Here is a 21,517-nt window from a genome sequence, read left to right on the forward strand (position 1 = left end):
GAGCCGGGCCGGCGCCCGGCTCCGCAGCCTCAGAAGCGATACATGATCGCTGCACGATACGCGCGGCCCAGGATCGGACGCGCGATAAACGTGTTGGCGCCGGCATCCGCGCTGGCCAGCTCGCCCGCGCGCGGGTTGCCCTCGGTCAGGCCCAGCGAGTTGGTGATGTTGTCCGCGTAGAAGAACAGCGAGCACATCGGGTAGACGTCGTAGCGCGCGCTGGCGCTCCACACGTCGTACGAAGGCAGCTTCACCGAGTTGGCGGTATCCACGTAGCGCTGGCCTTCGTACTCGTAGGCCAGCTGCAGGCGCAGCTTGCCGCCCAGCAGGTTCACACCCGGCACCACGCGATAGCTCTGCTTGGGGACGCGGATCAGCTGGTTGCCTTCGTAATCGCGCAGCACCGGCGCGCCGGCCACCAGCTCGGTATAGCGCAGGCCCTTATATTGCGGGTCCTGCAGGGTGGCGGTGACCTGCACGTCGAACCAGTCCACCGGATACCAGGTGCCTTCCAGCTCCAGGCCCTTGGTCTTGGTGTCGGCATAGCCCTGCTGGGTGGTGGAGGTATTGCCGTTGGGATTGAACACGTAGTTGCTGAAGCCGACGTTGTTGTACTTGGTGTAGAACGCGGTGGCGTACAGGTCGAGCTGGCGGTCGGTGTACTTGTAGCCGACTTCGCCCAGCTTCATGGTCTGGGTCACCGGCACGGCGGTGGGGTTGGTGATGTAGGTGCTCAAGTTAGGCAGGCGGAAGGTCGGCGTCCAGCGCGCGAACACGCCCGAGCGCGGCGAGAACTGCCAGTTGGCGCCCAGGGTCCAGCCCAGCTTGTTGAAGGTGTGGTCCCACGGCACGTACTGGCCGGTGCCGGTGATGATCTGCGAGGTGGCCGGCGTGCCCAGGTTCACCGTCTGCTTGGTCTCGGTCTTGCCGCGGGTGTTGACCTGTTCCCAGCGCACGCCGCCGTCGATGCGCAGCTCGTCGTTCACCTGCCACTCGTCGGACAGATAAAACGCGTTGGTGGTCGAGGTGCCGGTGGCGTTTTCCCACTCGTAGCCGTAGCGCGAGATGCCGTGGTCGGTGAGCGTGGAAACCGGCTGGCCGGCCGCGTTCACCGCCACCAGGTCGAGCAGACGCGCATTGTTGGTGGCGTCCAGCAGGGCCACCGAGGAGTAGCGGCTGAAGTCCTGGTCGAAGCGCGCGTAGTAGTAGCCGAAGGTGACGTCGTGGGTCTGGCCGCCGAGGTCGAACTTGCGCAGCAGGCGCGTATCGTTGATGAACTCCTTCACCGGCATGGTCACGCCGCGCAGGCCGCCCAGCACTACCAGGCCGTTGCCGTTCTGGCTGGCGTTGTCGAACACCTGGCCAGGGTTGTCCGCGTAGCGCAGCTGCAGCCCGGCGGCGCCGGCCGGCTTCTGGCTGGCCACCGAGGCGAGGTACTTGGTGGCGCTCATCAGCGAATTGGGGAACACGCCGTTGCGCTGGGTATGGGTGTCGTCGTAGCGCAGCGACTCGGCCAGCTTCCAGCCGCCGCCCAGTTCGTAATCGAACTTCAGGGTCAGCTGGTCGCGCTTCACATGCGTGCCTTCGCTGTTGTCGAAGTTGTACAGGCCGCCGTTGCCCATCTTCATCAGCACGTGCTCGGTCTCGGGACCGGCCAGCGTGCCGTAGTTGCCGTCGAAGCCCGGCACCGCGCGGATATCGCCGTTCGCGGTGGTGCGCATCGGGATGCCCAGGTACAGCGCCACCTTGTCGTCCAGGTGCTTGACGTCGGCGCTGAAGCTGCCGCCTTCGAAGTCGCGCGCCAGGTTCAGGCGGATCTGGCCGCCGTCGTTGGCATTGAACTTGGGGTCGCGGATGCCGCTGTCGGTGCGGTAGAAGCCGCCCGCGCTCAGCTTCCAGCCATTGCCCACCGGCGTGCCGACCCAGAAGTCGCCGCGGGTCAGGCCGTAGTCGCCGACGGTGAACTTCACCAGCCCCTCGGCCTTGTCGCCCACTTTGCGCGGAATGAAGTTGATCGCGCCGGCCGGCGCGTTCGAATAGAACACCGAGGACGGGCCGCCGCGCACCACCTCGATGCGCTCGATCGTCTCGTCCAGGCGGAAGGCCTGGTCGGCATTGAGATAGCCCAGCGCGGGGTCGTGCTGCACCGGCACGCCGTCCTCCAGCAGGTTGACCGAGCCGAAGCCGTCCACCGGGATGCCGCGCGCGCGGATATTGCCGCTGGCCTCGCCGCCGGAGGCTTCCACCCAGAAGCCCGGCACGGACTTCATCGCCTCGGTCACCGAGGTCGGCGCCTGCATGCGCAGGCGGTCCTCGTCGATGGTGGTGATGGAATAGCTGGTCTCGGCCTTGGTGCGCGTCGCCACGCCCGAGCGGGCGGTGACCACGATGCCGTCGAGGTTCTTGGCGCGGTCGGCGGCGGGCTTGCTGTTGTCGCCGGTGGAAGAGTTGCTGTCCTGCGCGCCGGCGTGCGGCGCGAAGGAGCAGAGCAGGCCGCCCAGCAGGGCCAGGCCGATGGCGTGGCTGATCGATGTGGTGCGCAACGTCGTGACTCCGGGGAAGAGGGAATGACGGAGCCTTGCGTACGGACAACCGCAGCACGATCGACACCGTGTGCTGATCCCATGGGATCGCACCATTGGGATCGCACTGGGTATCGTGTGAAGGCTTCCCTGGCCCGGACACAGGCTCTGACGCGGCGCAAGTTAAAGCGGCGCTGTGACAGCGAAGCTCAGGGGGGATGACGGCCAGCCGACAGCTTGGGTTTAGACGTCCAAAACTGTCATGAAAATGTTGCGTAACGAGTCATGGAGGGGCGGATGACCGCCCCTCTGCCTATGTACCCGGATCAATGGGCGTTGCAGGGTTCGTGCGCGGCGGCGGTTGCCGGTGCGTGAGCGCGGCGCTGGCGCAGCAGCACGAACGACGCCGCGGCCAACGCCAAAGTCAACGCCGCCAGGCCAACCAGCAAGCCGCCGAACGCACCGTTGTAGCCATGCAGCAAGGCGTCGCGGCCGATCGCCGGAGCCACGCTGGCCGCATGCGCCATGCTGCCGGTGGCAAGGCTTGCGGCCGCCGCCACCGCCTGCTCGTGCGGCGCCGCCGCCAGTTGCGTTTCGATCAGGCCCGTCAGCGCCGTGCCCACCGCCGCCATCGCGATCGCCTCGCCCGCCACGCGCGTGGTGGTGAAGAAACCGGTGGCCATGCCGGCGCGCTCCTTCGGCACCACGCTCACCGCGAGATCGTCCATCAAGCCCCAGGGCAGGCCGGAGCCGGCGCCGATCAGCAGCAGCGGCCACAGCAGCGCATGCCAATCCGCACCGGGCACGGCGGCCGTACGCAACCAGAACAGGCCGGCGGCGGCGAGGCCCAGGCCCAGCGCGGAGAGCAGGCCTGCCGAAAGCCAGCGCGTCAGCAGCGCACCGGCGAACGGCACCACCAGCATCGGCACCGACAACGGGATCATCAGCAGGCCGGCCGCCACTTCGCTGCGCCCTTCCACGCCGACGAAACGCAGCGGCAGGAAGATCAGCAGCACCACGTAGCACAGCGCCGTGGCCAGCGGCAGCGCCTGCGCGCCGAGGAAGCGCGGGTTGCGGAACAGCGACAGGTCCAGCATCGGCCGCGGCACGCGGCGTTCCACGTAGACGAACAGCGCGAGCATGGCCGCCGCCGCGCCTACCAGCAGCAGCGGCAGATAGCCGTTCGCATGGCGCGGCGCTTCGATGATGCCGAAGGTGAGCAGCACCAGCGCCGCGGTAAAGCTCAGGCTGCCCGGCAGATCCAGCCCTTGCGCACCGGGGTCGCGGGTTTCGCGCATGCGCGGTACGCCGACCAGCAGCACCAGGACGCCGATGGCCGCGGTGGACAGGAACACCGCGCGCCAGCCCAGGGAGTCGATCAGCCACGCCGACAACAGCGGCCCGAAGGCCAGGCCCAGGCCGAACGTGGTGCCGAGCAGGCTGTACGCCCGCGTGCGCGCATGGCCTTCGAACTCCTGCGCCAGCGACGCCGCGCCGGCCGACATGGTGAGCGCCGCCGCGATGCCCTGCGCGGCGCGGCCCAGATCCAGCCACCACAGGTTGCGCGACAGCGCGAGCAGCACCGACAAGCCGGTGAACAAGCCGATGCCGAGGGTGAAGATGCGCTTGCGCCCGTACTGGTCGGCCAGGGCGCCGGCAGCCATCACGCTGCCGCCGAAGGCGAGGATGAAGGCATTGACCGCCCACGACAGCAGGCGCGGGTCGCTGCCCAGCGCCTGTCCGATCGCCGGCAGCGCAATGGCCGGGCCGGTAAAGCTCAGCGGCATGCCCAGGCCGGCCAGGCACACCGCCGCCAGGACCAGCAGGCGGTCGCGCAGGCTGCGCGGCTTGGCGGAAGCGGCGCCATCAGGCATTGGCGCCACCGTCCACCGTAAATGCCGCGCCGGTGGCGAAGCGGCCTTCCTCGCTGGCCAGCCAGGCCACCATGCCGGCGATATTCGAAGCATCGCCGTAGCGGGGGATCGCCATGCGGGTGCGCTGCCCGTCGGCACGCTCGCCGTCGGCAGGGTTCATGTCGGTGTTGGTGGAACCGGGCTGCACCAGGTTCACCGTGATGCCGCGCGCGCCGAGATCGCGCGCCAGCCCCTTGGTAAAGGCCGACAGCGCGGACTTGCTCATCGAATACAGCGTCATGCCCGGCGACGGCACGCTGTCGGCCAGGCAGCTGCCGATGCTGATGATGCGCCCGCCTTCGCCCAGATGCCGTGCCGCTGCCTGCGAGGCGACGAACACCGCGCGCACGTTCACCGCCATGGTGCGCTCGTAGTCCTCCAGCGTGGTTTCCTCGAACACGCCGCCGAGGAAAATGCCGGCATTGTTGACCAGGATGTCCAGCCGGCCGAAGTCGGCGGCGGCCTGATCCACCGTGGCGCGCAGCGCCGCCGGATCGGCCGCGTCCGCCTGATAAGCGCGCGCCTTGCCACCGGCCGCTTCGATCTCGCGCACCAGCGCCTGCGCCTTGTCCGGCGAGCTCACATAGGTAAACGCCACCGCCGCGCCATCCCGCGCCAGCCGCTGCACGATCGCCGCGCCGATCCCGCGCGAACCGCCCGTCACCAGGGCCACCTTGCCGTTGAGAGTGCTCATGCTCGCGCTGCCTTTTATGTAGTAGTCGATACATAAATAGGAACAGCCCTTGACGGGAGCTGTCAAGGACTTTATGTATTGACCGCTACAGAAAGGTGCTTCCGATGACGGCTGTGACAAAAGAGCGGGGCCGCCCGCGCAAATTCGACCGCGACCAGGTCCTGCGCCTGGCCATGGAGGTCTTCCTCGACCGCGGCTACGACGGCGCCTCGGTGGGCGACCTCACCACCGCCATGGGCATCAACGCCCCCAGCCTCTACGCCGCCTTCGGCTGCAAGGAAGCACTGTTCCGCGAAGCCCTGGACCTGTACGTAACCTCCGCCGGCCCCCGCACCCGCGACGAACTCCACAAGCGCGACGTCACCGCCCGCGAAGCCATCCAAGCCATGCTCCGCGAAGCCGCCCGCCGCTTCGGCGAAGGCCGCGGCTGCCTGGTGGTACTGGGCGCGACGCATCGCACCACCGAAAACGAGGCGGTGTTCCACGACCTGGCCGAACGCCGCAACGAAACCCAGTCGCTGATCCGCCGCCGCTTGAAGCAGGGTGTGGCTGACGGTGACGTGTCGTCCAAGGTCGACATCAGCACCGTTGCCGCCTTCTACGCCACGGTCCTCAACGGCCTTTCCCTTCAGGCGCGCGACGGCGCGTCACGCAAGCAGCTGATGGGGGTGGTGGATTGTGCGATGAAGGCTTGGGTGGGGCTGGTTGGGGCGACTTGAGCGCTCCCTCGTCTTCGCTCCGCCCGACCCCTCACCCTGCCCTCTCCCCGGAGGGGAGAGGGGTGAAGTGGTGAGGTAGGCAGGAACGAAGAGCGAAAGCTGGCCTCGGTTCTTGAAAGTCCTCTCGGCCACGGCACGTTGAAGCAGCCGTTACGTAAACGCACTGATGTTTCGTGTAGACCCAGGTTAATCAAGTTACCGCAGCCGCCCACTGCTCCTTCTAGTCGCGTCGCGAGCCTTGGCTCTTAGGCCATTCTCTCTTTGGTTACTTTCTCTTTGGGCCAGCAAAGAGAAAGTGACTCGGGCGCCGGCAGGCGCACGGAATGCCCGCTGCATAAGCGGCCCATTCGCGATAACGCGAAAACCAAGCGATACTGAAACTGGATCCCGGCCTACGCCGGGATGACGAGTAGGGAGACCTGCGCCAGGATGACGAGCAAGGCGTAACGCCTACTTGACCGCCAGCGCCAGCACAATCCCCACCCACAAAACCATCCCCAACCAGTTGTTATTGCGAAACGCCCAAAGGCAAGCCACGCGATCCCGCGTACGAATCCGCCACAACTGCCACCCAAACAACCCGGCCGCGCCAACCAACCCCAGCCAATACACCCACCCCAACGCCGCCCGCTGCCCCACAAACACCATCGACAACAAAAACGTCCCCATCAGAATGCCCAGGATCGGCAAATCCGCATCCCCAAACAAAATGGCGGTGGACTTGGCCCCAGCCCTCAAATCGTCATCCCGATCCACCATCGCATACTGCGTGTCGTAAACCACCGACCACAGAATATTGGCGATAAACAGCAGCCACCCCAGCGGCGGCACCGTTCCCGCCACCGCCGCAAACGCCATCGGAATCGACCACCCGAACGCCGCCCCCAACACCACCTGCGGCATATACGTATACCGCTTCGTAAACGGATACAGCGCCGCCAGCGCCGCCCCGGCAAACGACAACTTGATCGTCAGCGCATTCGTAAACAGCACCAGCAGAAACGAAAACACCAACAGCGCAGCGAACACGATCAACGCCTCCCGCGGCGTCACCCGCCCCGCCGCAATCGGCCGCCCCGCCGTACGCTCCACCTGCGGGTCGAGCTTCCGGTCCGCATAGTCGTTGATGGCGCACCCCGCCGCCCGCATGGCGAACACACCTAGGGTAAAGATCACCAGCGCCTTCACCGGCGGAAAATCGCCCGCCGCCAGCCACAACGCCCACCAGGTCGGCCACAGCAGCAGCAGCGCCCCGATCGGCCGGTCCATGCGGGTCAGCACCAGGTAATCGCGGGCCTTCTCGCGGTAATGCGGCGGCAGCCGCTGCAGCAGCACGTCCAGCACGCGGGTGGCGCGGGTGGAACTGTCGGCCGGCCGGGCCGGCGGAGCGGCGGCGGGGCGCGGGCGCGCCGAGCCGGAGGAGGTAACGCGCCGCTGGCGCTTGCGGGATGTCGGAGCCATGCGCCGAAGTTTAGCCTGGGCCGTCGCCGAGGTTGGCGTGACGAGCGCCCTGAAACGCCGTTGTCATCGACATCGTCACACCGGCGCGCATACTCTCACGCGTCGCCCGAGGAGCCGCCATGCCCAAGGCCATCAGCCACATCGCATTGATCGTGCACGACCCGGACCAGACCGCCCGCCTGTTCTCCGCGGTCTTCCCCGACGCCCGCGTCCTGGTGTCCGAACCCGACGACAGCCATCACCAGGAAGCCCACGTGGAACTGGCCGGCGTGCGCTTCGTGCTGGTCAAGGGCATGGGCCCGGCCACCCGCCATGGCGACCATATCGCCCTGGCGGTGGACCCGGCCGAGCTGCGCGCCTGCGCCGAGCGCCTGAACGTGCTGAAGATCGAGTACCAGCTGGCGCGCGGCGATGGCGCGCTGTACTTCAGCGACTACGACAACCACGTATTCGAGCTGGATGCCACTTGAGGCGTAGGTTGGGGTGAGCCGCAGGCGAACCCCAACGTGGCGAGGCGCGTGAAGGTGCGAGTGTTGGGGTTCGCCTGCGGCTCACCCCAACCTACGCCAAGGTGCTGGGTTGACGTCGCCTTAGAACTTGAAATCCAGCCGCGCGTAGTAATACCCGCCATTCACGCCGAACGGCAGCGTTTCCCAGCCATACACGAAGCCCAGCTGCGGGAACGGCGCGCCCGTCTTCGGATTCCATTTGTCCGGATAGGTGTCGAACACGTTGTCCGCGCCCACCGTCAGCTTCAGGTTGCGCGAGAAGCGGTAGCCCACCGCCATGTCGGCCAGCCACTTGCCGCTCCAGGTCTGGATTACGCCGGGCGTGAAGCCCTGGCCACTGACCTGGCCGAAGTAGTTGCCGCGCAGGGTGAAGTCCCACGGGCCGGTGCGGTAGATGCCCTGCAGGATGTGGTGCACGCGCGGCTGGCCCTGCTCGATCAGGGTCACCTGGGTGTCGTCGAACAGTTTGTCCGGCGGCAGGATGGCGGACTGCGACTTGCGCTTGGTGACGTCGGTCTTGTTGTAGTTGAGCAGGGCGGTCAGGTCGAGGGTGGAGCTGTCGTCGAAGCGGAAGCCTTTCTCCGCCACCACGTCGATGCCCTTGGTGCGCGTGTCGATGGCATTGGTGAAGAACAGCACCTGGCCCACGCCGAACGGCTGCAGGATGCCGCGGATCGGGCAGTTGGCATTGTTCGCCGCGCAGGCGTTGCCGTCGGTGCCCACGCTCTCCGGCACGATATTGCTGGAGAAGATGATGCGGTTCTTGATGTCGATGCGGAACACGTCGACGGTCAGCGTGATGTCGTTGCCGGGCTTGTAGACGATGCCCGCGGTGCCGCTGTGCGAGGTCTCCTGCTTCAGCGGCTGGATGCCGAAGGCGCGCGTCACGGCGCTGTTCTGCCGCGCGGTAAGCGTGTCGGTCAGCGTGCCGCTGGGATCGAGGTTGGTGGAGCGCTGGCTGTAGAACAGCTGCTGTACGCCAGGCGCGCGGAAGCCGGTGGCCAGGGTGCCGCGCACGGCGAAGCTGTCGTTGGCGTCGAAGCGCAGCGAGAGCTTGCCGGTGGTGGTGCCGCCGAAGTCCGAGTAATGCTCGTGGCGCACGGCGGCGCCGAGCAGCACGCGCTCGGTCACCTGCGATTCGGCATCGGCATAGAACGCGATGTTGTGGCGCGCCTGGCTCACCGCTTCCGACGGCGAGAAGCCGGGGAAGCCCTGCATGCCGGGCTGCGCGATGTCGCCGGTCTGGCCGTAGATGGGAATCGCGCGGTTGTCGGTGCGGCCGTACATGTACGACACCGGATCGCCCGGCAGGATCTGGTAGCTGTCGCGCCGCCATTCGAAGCCGAAGGCGAGATTGAGCGCATCGTGGCCGATGCCCCAGTCGATCGGGCCGCGCACGTCCGCATTGAAGGTGGTCTCGTTGAGCCGCAGCGTGCCGGTGTCGGCCGAGGTGGGCGAGGCGCCGTAGATGCCGGCGGCGGGATTGGCCGGGTCGCGCGGTTCGTACCACCAGCTCACGTTCGCCGAATTGCGCTCGTCGAAGCCGAACTGGCTGCGGCCGTGGATCAGCGAAATGTCGTAGTCCCACTTGTCGGCCAGCGGCCCGCGATAACCCACCGCCAGCGACGCGTCCTTCACATTGGTGGCGATGTTCGGCAGGAAGCCATTGGGATACAGCGACGGAATGGTGCGGTTGTCGCCGGCCGGACGGAAGAAGCCGTACGAATTGCCTTTGCGCTGCGAGATGCCGCCGAACCAGTACAGCTCGCCGCCGGCGATCGGCAGGCCGCCGTTGAGCCAGAAGTAGGCGTCCTTGGTGTCGGCGTCGCCGAGCTTCTGCGTTACGCGTGGCGGGCTCACGCGCAGCGAATCCGGGCCGGCCCGATTGGTGGGATCGCGATGGCGGTATTCCGCGGTGAGATTGAGATAGCCGTCCTGGCCCAGGCGGAATCCGGTATTGATGCCGCCCTGGCGCGTGAAACCATCGCCCTTGTAGGTCTGGCCGGCGGTGACCGAGCCGTCGGTCTGGCCCACCTGCTTCTTCAGCACGATATTGATCACGCCGGAGATCGCATCCGAACCGTACTGCGCCGCTGCGCCGTCGCGCAGTACTTCGATGCGTTCGATCGCGGAGATCGGAATGGCATTGATGTCGGTGCCGGCGGAACCGCGGCCGATGGTCTGCTGCACGTTCACCAGCGCCTGCTGGTGCCTGCGCTTGCCGTTGACCAGCACCAGCACCTGGTCGGGGCCGAGGCCGCGCAAGGTGGCCGGACGGATGGTGTCGGTGCCGTCGCTGACGAAGGTGCGCGAGAAGTTGAAGCTCGGCTCCAGCATCTGCAGCGCCTGGCCCACTTCGACCACGCCGGCGTTCTCCAGCTGCTCGCGGCCGATCACGTCGACCGGTGCCGGTGTCTCCGCCGCGGTGCGGTCCTTGGCGCGCGAGCCGACGACCTGCACGCCTTCGAGTGTTTTGGCTTTCTGCTGGTCGGCCGGCGCGCTGTCCTGCGCGTTGGCCGCCAGCGCCATCGATAATCCAAGCATGGCCAGGCTGCATTGGCGCGCACTGACCCAGACGCGTCCTTGCGGACGCGACACATAACGACGTGACATGCACTTCTCCCGATGAAGTCGCGCGAGGCGACAACGTGGCAGCACGCATGAACATGCGACTGCCGCCTCCCGGGTCCGAACGTGCGCTGCAGGAAAATTCGTGTCAAGCGTAATTATCCCCAAAGCGCGAACGGCATCATCAAATGCGTAGACGATGCGGCGTATGCGATATCGCGCTTCACGTGCTCGTGACGTATTGCGTCGGTACTTACGTAGTTTGCGTGTGCGCGGTGCAAGCTTCGCGTCAGTTGCGGCGCCTCGAAGAGATGCGCGCGATGAACTCCCTCTCCCCTGCGGAGAGAGGGTTGGAGTGAGCGGGACCCACGGAGCACAGAAGCAGGAGCACGGAACCGCGACGGAAGCCCAGGCGTTCTAAGGCCGGTAGCTTATGCCGATCAGGTAATAACGCCCCACCACATCGTCGAACATCGGGTTGTAGGCGATGCCGGGCGAGCCGTAATACACGGGCTGGTGATCGAGCGCGTTGTGCACGTTGAAGCTGAAGGACCAATGCGCGATGCCGCTGTACGCGGCATGCAGGTCGAGCACGCTGAAGGCCGGCGTCTTGCATTTGCCGTTCTGCTGCAAATCGTCCGGGCAGGTCAGCGGGCTGCCGGCATAAGGCTCGTAGCGGTAGTGCCCGGTGAAACGCAGGTTGGCGCCGAGGCTCCAGTCGCGGTACGTCCAGTCCAGGCTGGCCAATGCGCTGACGCGCGGCTGCGAGGCGTAGCCCGCATAGCGCATGCTGGGATCGCCCTCGATCATCTGGCGGTCCAGCCGGTCCAGGTAATCGACGCCCAGGTGGATGTCGTAGCGGCCGTAGCGCGCGGTCTGGTGGCGGTAGCGCAGATCCAGGTCGATGGTGCGCGCGTCGGTATGCCCGAGGTTCACCAGCTGCTGGTTGAGCGCGTACAGCACGCCGCGGCGGCTGCGCTGGAACAGCTGCGGATAGCTGTCCGGATGCAGCAGGGCATAGCTCAGCGGCAGCTGGATGATTTCGTGGTCGCGGCGGATGCGATAGAAATCCAGCGCCGCGCCGAACGCGCTGCTCGGCGCCCACACGACGCCCAGCGTGTAGCTGCGCGAAGTCTCCGGCCGCAGGTTCGGATTGCTGACCGAGTTGGCCTGCACCTGGCAGAACGAGGTGTCGTCGGTGGCCGGCGTGGCGTTGACGCAGGGCAGCGCGCTGTTGGCCACCTGGGTGATGAAGCGGGTGGCGGCCAGCGTCGGCGGACGGCTGAGCTGCAACAGGGTAGGGGCGCGATAGCCCTTGGCCCAGGTGCCGCGCAGGCTCAGGTCGTCGCGCAGGTCCCATTTCAGGCCGAGCTTGGGCGACACGGCGGCGCCATAGGGCTGGGTACGGTCCAGCCGCCAGGCCAGGTTGGCCTGCAGGCGTGCGGTGAGCGGCGCGTTGAACTCGGTATAGGCGGCCAGGCTGTGCCGGTTCTCGTGGCGCTGGTAGGGGCTGTCGAACTGCTGCACCAGGTTGCGCAGCAGCAGCGGATCGGGGCGGTCGTCCAGGCGGTCGCGCCAGGTCTCCGCGCCGATCGCCATCGACAGGGGGCCGTGCGGCAACTGCGCCAGCGGCCCGGTCAGCTGCACGCTCAGGCTGGTCTTGGCGGCGGTGGCGTGGCGCATCAGCACGGGCGAGATCGCCTGCACCACCGCGGCGTCGTTGGGTGCATCCAGCCGGAACGAACCCGATCGCAGCGAACTGGCGAAGCTGTCCACGCGCAGCAGCCCGCGCAGCTGATCGTCGCTGCGGTTGCGCTGGTCGTTGGCGTGCACGTCCCAGTCCCATTCGTCCCAGTGGCCTTTGAGGCCCAGCGTGACGAAGCGGTTGGTCGATACGGAGCGGTCGCGAACCGGGCCGAGGTCGCTGAAGCTGTGGTCGTAGATCGGCTCGTCGTCGCCGCTGCGGTTGTCCGGATGGCTGGCCGGCAGCATGAAGCTGTCGCGCAGCGGCGCCATCTGCTGGCGCTGGTCGATCTTGGTCCAGCGCAGGTCGGCATAGGCCTGCAGCGCGCCGAAGCGGCGGTCCAGGTGCGCGAACAGCGAGCGGCTGAGCAGGCCGGTCTGCAGGCTGGTGAGCTGCGCGTCGTCGTCGATGCACACGCCGCTGGCGTTGCGCTGCCGCGCCGAGCAGCCGCCGGCCAGGTAGCGCAGGTTGGCGCCGTCCAGCACGAAGGCGCTGGCATCGCCGCTGCTGTCGTCCGAACCGGACTGGCGCTGCCGGCTCCAGTCGCGCGCGCCGCCGAGCAGCGGCTGGCGGTTGAGGTAGTCCACGCTCACCAGCGCATGCAGTTCGTGGCCGACCATGCCGCCCGCGCTGGCGGTGACGCGGCGCTGCTGCGCGTCGCCGTGGCCGGAGATGCCGTAGCTGCTGCTGAGACTTACACCAGGAGCGTCCTTGCGCATGATCACGTTGATCACGCCGGCCATGGCGTCGGAGCCGTAGATGGCCGAGGCGCCGTCGCGCAGGATCTCCACCCGCTCCACCAGGGCCAGCGGGATGCTGTTGAGATCGTTGACCGTGCTGAAGTTGTTCTGGCTCAGGCCATAGCCGGCCATGCGCTGGCCGTCGACCAGGAACAGCGTGGCCGAGGAACCGAGCCCGCGCAGATCCACCGAGGCCGCGCCGGTGGCCGTGGCCAGGCCGTTGTTCTGATACAGCTCGCCCTCGGTCATCGCCACCGGCGCATTGCTCACGCGGATGCCCGGCTGCGCGCGCAGCAGGTCGAACAGGGTCTGGTAGCCGCTGCGCTCGATCTGTTCGTGATCGATCACGGTCAGCGGCGAGGCGGTTTCCACGTCGGTGCGGCGGATATGCGTGCCGGTCACCTCCACCGGCGCCAGGCGCGGCGCCGGCGAAGGGCGTTCGATCGGCGGCAGCTCCTGCGCGGGCAGCTTCAGCGCGGCTGCCGCGGCGGCCTTCAGCACATAGGTGTGTTCGTCCACCGCCACCGCGCGCAGGCCGCTGCCGCGCAGCAGCTGCTGCAGCGCACGGTCGGCCGAGTAATGCCCGCTGAGTCCGGCGTTGCGCCGGCCGGTGGCGAGCTCCGGCGCGTACAGCAGCTGCGTGCCGCTTTGCCGGGCGAAGGCGCGCAGGCCGTCGTCGAGGGTGCCGGCGTCGATGCGGTAATCGCGGTCTTCCAGCGCATGCGCGGCCCGCGCCGGCCACAGCAGCACCAGGGCCGCGGCCAGAAGCGGAAACAGACGGCCTGCGCGCATGCCTGCTAGCAGCGCCGGGGTTGCGGCAACGCGGGACGCAGCGGGCTACTCAGCGGCGCGCGCCTCCGGCGTTCGAGGGCGATCCGGGGTAAAGCGTCAGCTCATGGCTGCCGGTGGTCACCGCGCGCAGGCCCCAGCCGGCGTCCAGCGCCTTGACCAGGGCCTGCTGGTCGCCGGCGTGGAAGCTGCCGCTGATGCGCAGGTCGGCCAGGCGCTGGTCGCCCAGCAGCAGCTTGGTGTCGGAATAGCGGTTCATCTCGGCCAGCAGCGAATCCAGCCGGCGCTCGCGGAACACCAGCTCGCCCTGGCCCCAGGCCTGCGCGGCCTGGGTGTCCAGCGCGCCGACCACGGCGCTGCTGCCGTCGGCGGCGATGCGCAGCTGCTGCGCGGGCGACAGCGCCTGGGTCTGCTGGCCATGGGTGACTTCCACCGAGCCGGCGAGCAGGCCCACCACCACGGCGTCGCGCTCCTTGCTTACCTGGAACACAGTGCCGGTATCGCGGATCACATTACCGCCGGCATGCACTTCGAACGGCGCCGCCGCGTGCGCGACGGCGAATTCGGCGCGCCCGCGCTCCAGCGTCACCAGGCGGCGCTGCGCGTCGAAATGCGTGGTCACGGTGGAGTCGGCATCCAGGATCATCCGCGTGCCGTCGTCCAGGGTCAGCCTGCGCGGCAGCTCGGTGGCGCTGGCGTAGCGGCGCGAGAAGCCGCCATGGTCGACGTGCGTGCCGCGCAGCAGGTACGGCACGCCGAAGGCCAGCAGCACCGAGGCCGCCACCGCCATCGGCAACAGCCGCGCCAGCAGGCGCCGCTGGTCGCGCCGCGCCGCGGTACGGCGGCGCGCGGCCAGGCTCGCGGCGCGCAGCAGCGGGTCGCCGGCGAGCAGGGCGGCGTTGGCGTGCAGGCGCTCGGCCTGGGCATAGGCCTGCGCATGGTCCGGGTGCTGCGCGCGCCAATGCTCGAACGCGGCGCGTTCGGCGGGACCGCAGTCCGGTGCGTGCAGGCGGGCCAGCCAGCTTTCGGCGCTGGTGGGACAGTCGCGGGGTGAATCTGCTTGGTTGGCGTTCATCCGGCCTGCCCCCTGTCGCCCAGCTTCTTGCGCAGCAGCGCAAGCGCCTTGCTGATGTTTTTTTCCACGGCCTTGACCGAGATGCCGCAGTGCTTTGCGATTTCCGGGTAACTCATGCCTTCGATGCGATTGAGCAGATAGATCTCGCGGCAGCGCGAGGGGAGTCCGAGCAGGGCCTGCTGCAGGCGCGCGAGCTCCTGCTGGTTGGCGATGCGCTGGTCGTGGTCCTGGTCGTCGGAGACCAGGCCGTGCGCGTGCTCGTCCAGGCTGATGTGGTCGTGCTGGTAATGCGTCTGCGCGCGGCGGGCGCGGTCGTTCAGCGCATTGATGGCGATGCGGTACAGCAGCGAACTCCAGGACTCCGGGGCATGTTCGCGATAGCGGATCAGGCGGACCAGGCTTTCCTGGGCGATGTCCTGCGCGTCTTCTTCGGACGACACGCGGCGGCGCAGGAAGGCCAGCAGGGACTGGCGCTGCTCGCGCACGAAGCTGTCGAAACGCAGTGCATTTCCCACCTGGCGACCCGGCTGTTCGCCGTCGGCCGAACTTCCACCCATACCCTGATTCCGTACGCGGAAACCCCCGAGGGCCAGAGTATCGCAATTGTTCAAGGCTACCTCGCTCGGAGACCGCGCCAGCGTGGGTAAAACCCCTCCCCCGTGCCCAAGCACGAGGGAGGGGGGTAGCCCCTGTTGCCAGGGTTTGGCCTCGTTTCAGGGGAGGACGAGGCCCACAATCCGCGATCCGTGCGTCTTGCGCTCCCCTCCGGGGGCACCAGAGGGAAATCGGCGCCGCGCCGCCCGCGCCCGGAGGCGACGGACGGCTACGGCAAAATCCACCGGGATTTTTCCGGTCACCTGAGGAGATAAACGCAAGGACGAGGAAACCCCCTACCTCCCGGGCGGATGCCGGGAGGCGGGTGGCGGGGGTCAGGGCGTTTTCTGCCCGGCGCTGGCGGCGTCCAGCTTCTCGCGCAGGTGGACCAGGGCCTGGTCGGCCTGGATGAAGCCGTGGCCGGAGCGGTGGTCGAAACCCGCGCCCGCCATGTCGAGCGACGAGGCCTGCATGGCTTGGTACAGGTCGGCCACCGTGGCGGTGGGTTCGGCCTGCCACAGCAGGGCGGCGACGGCGGCGGCATGCGGGGCCGCGGCCGAGGTGCCGTAGAAGTGGTACGACAGATAATCCGGATAGGTGCGGCAGTCGGCGACGTCCGCCTCGTCCGCACCGGCGTTCGCGCTGGACTGGCCGAAGAAGGTGGTGGTCACGCCATCGGGGGCGACGAAGTCCGGCTTGCGCGGGACGGCGGCGTCCGCCAATGCCGCGCCGTCGTTGTCGAACAGCAGCGGCGTGCCGCCGGCGGAGGAAAACGATTCCAGCATGGCCGTCTGCCGGACGGAGTTGCAGTACGGCGTGCGGAAATAGTCGGCGGCGCCCAGGGTCATGGCGTTCGCCGACAGGGTATGCCCGTAGAGCGTGCCGGTATCGGTGCCGTGGCTGTCGATGGTGGAGCCGCCGGCCTGCACGATCAGATGCACCCGCGCCGGTGCCGGACCGTCGGCGAGCCCCAGGCGCAGCGTGCCCCGGTAGGCTGCTCCCGGATTGGTGATGTTGAGGCGCAGCTGCGCCGGCTGGCCGATCACGGAGCGGCCCGTGCACAGGCCGGCCCGGATCGGTTTGCCCCGCTGGTCGCCGAGGCAGAGGTTGAGCGAGCTGCTGGCATTGGGCGAGGTCATGGGCTGATCCCAGTACACGCCGATGATGGTGGTCGAGCGCGCTCTGACGGTGATGGGCAGGTTCTCCAGCGTGGTGGCGCTGCCCGGATCGAAGTCGAGCAGGCGTTCGCCGAGGTTGAACGGCGCACGTAAGCCGCCATCGCCGCGCTGAACGGCGGCGTTGGCGAAGCTGGCGTGGTTGTTGTCGTACGCGGCCCGGCCGCGGTTGGCGTCGTTGCCGCCGGCGGTGAAATAAGCGGCGCCATGCGTGCGGACGACCTCGTCGATGGCGGCGCCGGCAAGGCCGGTCTGGTAGAGCGGCTCGTTAAAGAAGCCCAGGTCGTCGACGATGATCCGCGCACCCGCGCCGCGGCGGCCATGCTCATCGGTCTGGTCGGTGGGCAAGGCCAGCGTCTTGATGCCCCGGGCGAAGTCGGCCAGCGTGTCGGGCGAATAGAAAGCGATGCTCGCGCCGGGCGCCACGTCGTGGATGATCTGCGCCATCGCGCGGCCTTCGTCCGAGCCGGAACCGAGGCAGTCGCTCGACTCCTTGACCACGGTGATACGCGCCGGCAGGTCGCCGTTGGCGATGTCTTCGGCCTGGCCGGCCTGGCAGTCGAAACTGTCGGAAATCACGCCGATGGTCAGGCCGCTGCCGTCTATGGCAGTGAGCGCGGCGGCGTCTGCGGCTGCCAGGCGGATCCGTCCGGTTTCGCGCAATGCCTTGCTGCGCTGCGCGGAGTCTCCTTGCGAGTTCACCAGGCCGGCGCGGGTGCGCTTCTCCGGCACGCTGATGGTCAGCACGCCGGGGAGCGCCGCTGCCTGGTCGATCTTCGAAACGGGCAGGCGCCCGCCGATGTCGTTGCGGTAGACGGCGCCGGTTTCGAAGCCCAGCGCTTCCAGCTGCGTACGCACGGCGGCCACGTCGCCCTTCGCCACGATGTCGACCGTGACATGGGGTTCTGCGCTGGCCGGCCGTGCGGTGGCCGAGCGGCCGGTGGAAGTCAGGGCCGCAGCTTGCCGCTTGATGCGCAGCAGCGCGTTGTCGAGCTTGGCATTGGTGCCGGTGGAGCGTTCCAGCGCGGACAGTCCAGGCGGCGCGTTGTCGCCGCGCAGCTGCTGGGCGTGAGCAGTGCCGCCGAGCGCCGTGGAGACCAGCAGCGCGAGCGCAAGGGCATCGATTCTTGGCATGGGAGTTCCCCGTATCGAGACGAGGCGGGAGCGGCCTCGCCGATATCAGATGACGGCGAACCCGCCTTGCCGTGCATCGGGCGACAGGGAGACACCAAGACCGATGTCCGGCATGCATGCCGGTATCCGGGTGACCGGTGCGAGGACGAAAAACTCGGGTTTATGCCGCGGCCGGATGCGTCGCGTCGCGCAGCAACAGCCGATACGCGGGGTTGCCGCTCTCGTCGCGGCAGGGGTAACCCAACTGGGCCAGGAACTGCTGGAACATCGCCCGCTCATCCGCCGGCACCTGGATGCCGACCAGGATGCGGCCGTAATCCGCACCGTGATTGCGGTAATGGAACAGGCTGATGTTCCAGTCCGGATGCATATGGCCGAGGAAACGCGTGAGCGCACCCGGGCGTTCGGGGAACTCGAAGCGGTACAGCAATTCATCGCGCGCCAGCGGCGAGCTGCCGCCGATCATGTGGCGCAGGTGCAGCTTGGCCAGTTCATCGTCGGTCAGGTCGAGCACGCCGAAGCCTTCGGCGGCGAAGGCGGCGGTCAGCGCCTCGCGCTCGTCGCGCTGGCGGATCTGGATGCCGACGAAGATATGCGCGTTCGCCGCATCGCCGATGCGGTAGTTGAACTCGGTGATCGAGCGCTGGCCCAGCGTGGCGCAGAAGCGGCGGAAGCTGCCGCGTTCTTCCGGAATGGTGACGGCGAACACCGCCTCGCGCTGCTCGCCCACTTCGGCGCGCTCGGCGACGAAGCGCAGGCGGTCGAAGTTGAGGTTGGCGCCGGAGACGATGGCGACGAGGGTGGCGTCGTGCAGATCGTGCGTGGCGGCGTATTGCTTGAGGCCCGCCAGGGCGAGCGCACCGGAGGGTTCCGGCACGCAGCGGGTTTCCTGGAACACGTCGCGGATCGCCGCGCAGATGGCGTCGGTGTCGACGCGCAGCATGGCGTCCACGTGGCGCTGGCACAGCGCGAAGGTTTCCGCGCCCACGCGCTTGACCGCGGTGCCGTCGGCGAACAGGCCGACTTCGTCCAGCGTCACGCGCTCGCCCTGTTCCAGCGACTGCGCCATGGCGTCGGAATCGACCGTCTGCACGCCGATCACCTTCACTTCGGGCCGCAGCGCCTTGATGTACGCCGCCACGCCGGCCAGCAGGCCGCCACCGCCCACCGGCACGAACACGGCATGCAGCGGGCCCGGATGCTGGCGCAGGATCTCCATGCCCACGGTGGCCTGGCCGGCGATCACGGCCGGGTCGTCGAAGGGATGCACGAAGGTGTAGCCGTGCTGTTGTTCCAGGCGCGCGGCTTCGGCCTGCGCGTCGCTGTAGGAATCGCCGGCCAGCACCACTTCCACCCAGCTGCCGCCGAGGCGGCGCACCGCGTCGATCTTTACCTGCGGCGCGGTCACCGGCATCACGATCACCGCGCGCAGGCCGAGCTTCGCCGCGGCCAGGGCCACGCCCTGCGCATGGTTGCCGGCGGAAGCGGCGATCACGCCGCGCGCGCGTTGCGCGGCATCCAGGCCCACCATCTTGTTGTAGGCGCCGCGCAGCTTGAAGGAGAACACCGGCTGCTGGTCTTCGCGCTTGAGCAGCACCTGCTGGCCGATGCGCTCGGACAGCAGCGGCGCCGCTTCCAGCGCGGATTCGCGCGCCACTTCGTAGACGCGCGAAGCGAGCGTGCGCCGCAGCAGGTCGTGGTCTGCGTCTTCCGCCGGCGGCCGGTCGGCGGCCACCGCATTCACTGCAGGGCTTCCGCGGCGGGATGGCTGACTTCGATCACGTCCACCAGCTTGCGCGCCTGCTTGATCAGCTGGTCCACCGCCTCGTCGGCGCCGTGCATCACCAGGGTGAGCTGCGAGACGGCCGGGTCCTGCGTGGCGGCCACGGTGAGCGAATCGATATTGAAGCCGCGCGCGGAAAACAGCCCGGCCACGCGCACCAGGGCGCCGGCCTCGTTCTGCAGCAGAATGGAAAGCGTGTGTTTCATGAGTATCTCGTCAGAACATGTCGCTGGCGGCGCCGTCGGCCTGCACCGACTGGCGCGAGGCGATGTGGTCGCCGGTGATCATCTGCGCGTAGGTGGCGCCGGGGCCGACCATCGGATACACGCCGGCATCGGGGTCGATCATCACTTCCAGGAAGGCCGGGCCCGGGTGGGCGAGGAAGTCGGCGATGGTGGCGGCCAGTTCTTCCTTGCGCTCCAGGCGGCGCGCCCATTCGAAGCCGTCGGCCTGCGCGGCCTTGATGAAGTCCTTGCGGTGCAGGCTCTTGTCGGAGGAGGCGAAGCGGCCGCGGAAGAACAGCTTCTGCCACTGCCTCACCATGCCGTCGCCGATATTGTTGAGCACCACCACCTTCACCGGCAGGCCGTAGGTGGTGACGGTTTCCAGCTCGCCCAGGTTCATGCGGATGCTGGCGTCGCCGTCGATATCGATCACCACCGCGCCGGGCCGCGCGAACTGCGCGCCGATCGCCGCGGGCAGGCCGAAGCCCATGGTGCCCATCGAGCCGGAGCTCAGCCAATGGCGCGGCTCGCGGAAATCGAAATACTGCGCCGCCCACATCTGGTGCTGGCCGACGCCGGTGCTGATCACCGCATGGCCCCGGGTGTGGCGGTTGATCTCTTCGATCACCGCATAGGGTTGGATCAGCGGGCTGGCGCGGTCGTAGTCCAGCGCGTGCGTGTGTTTCAGGTCCGCCACGTGGCGATGCCACGGTGCGTAGCGTTCGGACAGCTTCTCGCGCCAGCCGTGGCGCTCGCCCCAGGCGCGCAGCTGCGCCAGCGTGCGGGAGAGGTCGCCGGTGTGGTGCCAGTGGACCGTCTTGACCTTGCCGATCTCGGCCGGGTCGATGTCGATCTGCGCGATGAACTTCGCCTGCGGCGCGAACTTGTCCGGCACGCCGGCCACGCGGTCGTCGAAGCGCGCGCCCAGGGTGAACAGGAAGTCGCAATCCTCCACCGCGTAGTTGGCATACGCCGTGCCGTGCATGCCCAGCATGTGCAGGGCCAGCGGCTCGGTGGTGTCGTAGGCGCCGATGCCCATCAGGGTGGTGGTGACGGGCAGGCCGTAGTCGGCCACGAAGGCGCGCAGCTCGGCGGAAGCACCGGAGGCGATGGTGCCGCCGCCGGCATAGATCAGCGGACGCTTCGACTGCGCCAGCGCTTCGAAGAAGGCCGCGCACTGCGCGTCGTCCAGCACCGACTGCTCCAGCCGTTCCAGCCGCGCGCGATAGCCCGGCATCGGCAGCAGGCCTTCGCCGTGGAAGGGCAGCAAGGTGTTCTGCACGTCTTTCGGGATATCCACCACCACCGGCCCCGGGCGGCCGCTGCGCGCGATCTCGAAGGCGGTGCGCAGGGTGGCTTCGAGTTTTTCGGCGTCGGTGACCAGGAACACGTGCTTGGCGCAGGCACTCATGATGTTGGCGATCGGCGCTTCCTGGAACGCATCGGACCCGATCGCGGTGGTCGGCACCTGGCCGCACAGCACCACCATCGGCACCGAATCGGACATCGAGTCGCGCACCGGCGTCACCATATTGGTGGCGCCGGGGCCGGAGGTGACGATAGCCACGCCCACCTTGCCCGAAGCGCGCGCATAGCCGGCGGCCATGAAGCCCGCGCCCTGCTCGTTGGCCGGCACGATCAGCGGCATCGGTTCGCCGCCGCTGGGTCCGATATGCGTGGCGTTGTAGCGGAACACCGCGTCGTACACCGGCAGGATGGCGCCGCCGGAGTAGCCGAACAGCACGTCCACGCCCTCGTCGGCCAGGACCTGGACCACCACCTCGGCGCCGCTCATGCGCAGCGCGTTGAGGGGATGGGTGGCGTCGTCGGCGTGCGTGGCGTCGGCGATGTCCGGCAGCAGGGCGTTCATGGT

General features: G+C 68.1%; 14 protein-coding genes. 2 read left to right on the plus strand and 12 right to left on the minus strand.

From position 1 onward, the window contains the following. Positions 1 to 29 precede the first annotated feature (29 nt). The 3 genes from ISN75_RS00200 to ISN75_RS00210 form a co-directional block, all read right to left on the minus strand. Positions 30 to 2,543 carry a TonB-dependent receptor gene (locus tag ISN75_RS00200; protein ID WP_343819292.1) on the minus strand — a complete coding sequence of 838 codons (2,514 nt, stop codon included), beginning with the start codon at positions 2,541 to 2,543 and terminating at the stop codon, positions 30 to 32. Between the two features lie 305 nt (positions 2,544 to 2,848). After that, positions 2,849 to 4,396, minus strand: a complete 1,548-nt coding sequence (locus ISN75_RS00205; RefSeq protein ID WP_343819291.1) for an MFS transporter — start codon at positions 4,394 to 4,396, stop codon at positions 2,849 to 2,851. Beyond that, positions 4,389 to 5,129: a 3-oxoacyl-ACP reductase family protein gene (locus tag ISN75_RS00210; protein WP_168648982.1), complete on the minus strand. Its 741-nt coding sequence runs from the start codon at positions 5,127 to 5,129 to the stop codon at positions 4,389 to 4,391. Before ISN75_RS00210 ends, ISN75_RS00205 begins: the two co-directional genes overlap by 8 nt. 104 nt (positions 5,130 to 5,233) lie before the next feature. Here ISN75_RS00210 and ISN75_RS00215 point away from each other — a divergent pair, with 104 nt between their 5' ends. Then, positions 5,234 to 5,848, plus strand: a complete 615-nt coding sequence (locus ISN75_RS00215) for a TetR/AcrR family transcriptional regulator (RefSeq protein WP_343819290.1) — start codon at positions 5,234 to 5,236, stop codon at positions 5,846 to 5,848. A gap of 450 nt (positions 5,849 to 6,298) precedes the next feature. Here the strand turns inward: ISN75_RS00215 and ubiA are convergent, their stop codons facing one another. Continuing rightward, complete coding sequence (gene ubiA, locus ISN75_RS00220; RefSeq protein ID WP_343203592.1) at positions 6,299 to 7,192, minus strand: 4-hydroxybenzoate octaprenyltransferase; 894 nt, start codon at positions 7,190 to 7,192, stop codon at positions 6,299 to 6,301. A 236-nt stretch (positions 7,193 to 7,428) separates the two neighbouring features. Between ubiA and ISN75_RS00225 the strand changes: the two genes are divergently transcribed. Then, positions 7,429 to 7,779, plus strand: a complete 351-nt coding sequence (locus ISN75_RS00225) for a hypothetical protein (RefSeq protein ID WP_343819289.1) — start codon at positions 7,429 to 7,431, stop codon at positions 7,777 to 7,779. A 120-nt stretch (positions 7,780 to 7,899) separates the two neighbouring features. Here ISN75_RS00225 and ISN75_RS00230 read toward each other — a convergent pair whose 3' ends face one another. The 8 genes from ISN75_RS00230 to ilvB all read right to left on the minus strand — a co-directional run bounded on the left by ISN75_RS00230 (position 7,900) and on the right by ilvB (position 21,514). Beyond that, on the minus strand, positions 7,900 to 10,431 hold the full coding sequence (locus ISN75_RS00230) for a TonB-dependent receptor (protein ID WP_343819288.1): 2,532 nt from the start codon (positions 10,429 to 10,431) through the stop codon (positions 7,900 to 7,902). Positions 10,432 to 10,803: 372 nt separating this feature from the next. After that, on the minus strand, positions 10,804 to 13,662 hold the full coding sequence (locus ISN75_RS00235) for a TonB-dependent receptor (protein WP_343819287.1): 2,859 nt from the start codon (positions 13,660 to 13,662) through the stop codon (positions 10,804 to 10,806). A 49-nt stretch (positions 13,663 to 13,711) separates the two neighbouring features. Further along, positions 13,712 to 14,734, minus strand: a complete 1,023-nt coding sequence (locus ISN75_RS00240; RefSeq protein WP_167254842.1) for a FecR family protein — start codon at positions 14,732 to 14,734, stop codon at positions 13,712 to 13,714. Beyond that, on the minus strand, positions 14,731 to 15,291 hold the full coding sequence (locus tag ISN75_RS00245; RefSeq protein ID WP_168648977.1) for an RNA polymerase sigma factor: 561 nt from the start codon (positions 15,289 to 15,291) through the stop codon (positions 14,731 to 14,733). Before ISN75_RS00245 ends, ISN75_RS00240 begins: the two co-directional genes overlap by 4 nt. Before the next feature lie 372 nt (positions 15,292 to 15,663). Next, entirely contained in the window at positions 15,664 to 17,637 is a 1,974-nt protein-coding gene (locus tag ISN75_RS00250; protein WP_343819286.1) for a S8 family peptidase, read from the minus strand. A gap of 160 nt (positions 17,638 to 17,797) precedes the next feature. Continuing rightward, positions 17,798 to 19,381: a threonine ammonia-lyase, biosynthetic gene (gene ilvA / locus ISN75_RS00255; protein WP_343819285.1), complete on the minus strand. Its 1,584-nt coding sequence runs from the start codon at positions 19,379 to 19,381 to the stop codon at positions 17,798 to 17,800. Beyond that, positions 19,378 to 19,626, minus strand: coding sequence for an acetolactate synthase small subunit (ilvN, locus tag ISN75_RS00260; protein WP_167254850.1), 249 nt, complete (start codon positions 19,624 to 19,626; stop codon positions 19,378 to 19,380). The genes ilvA and ilvN overlap by 4 nt, the downstream gene beginning before the upstream one ends. A gap of 10 nt (positions 19,627 to 19,636) precedes the next feature. Further along, the gene (gene ilvB, locus ISN75_RS00265; RefSeq protein ID WP_423385113.1) at positions 19,637 to 21,514 is read right to left on the minus strand and encodes a biosynthetic-type acetolactate synthase large subunit; all 1,878 of its coding nucleotides are present in this window, start codon (positions 21,512 to 21,514) and stop codon (positions 19,637 to 19,639) included. Positions 21,515 to 21,517: the final 3 nt, after the last annotated feature.

This window comes from Dyella marensis (assembly GCF_049532885.1).
Classification (GTDB): Bacteria; Pseudomonadota; Gammaproteobacteria; order Xanthomonadales; family Rhodanobacteraceae; genus Dyella_D; species Dyella_D marensis.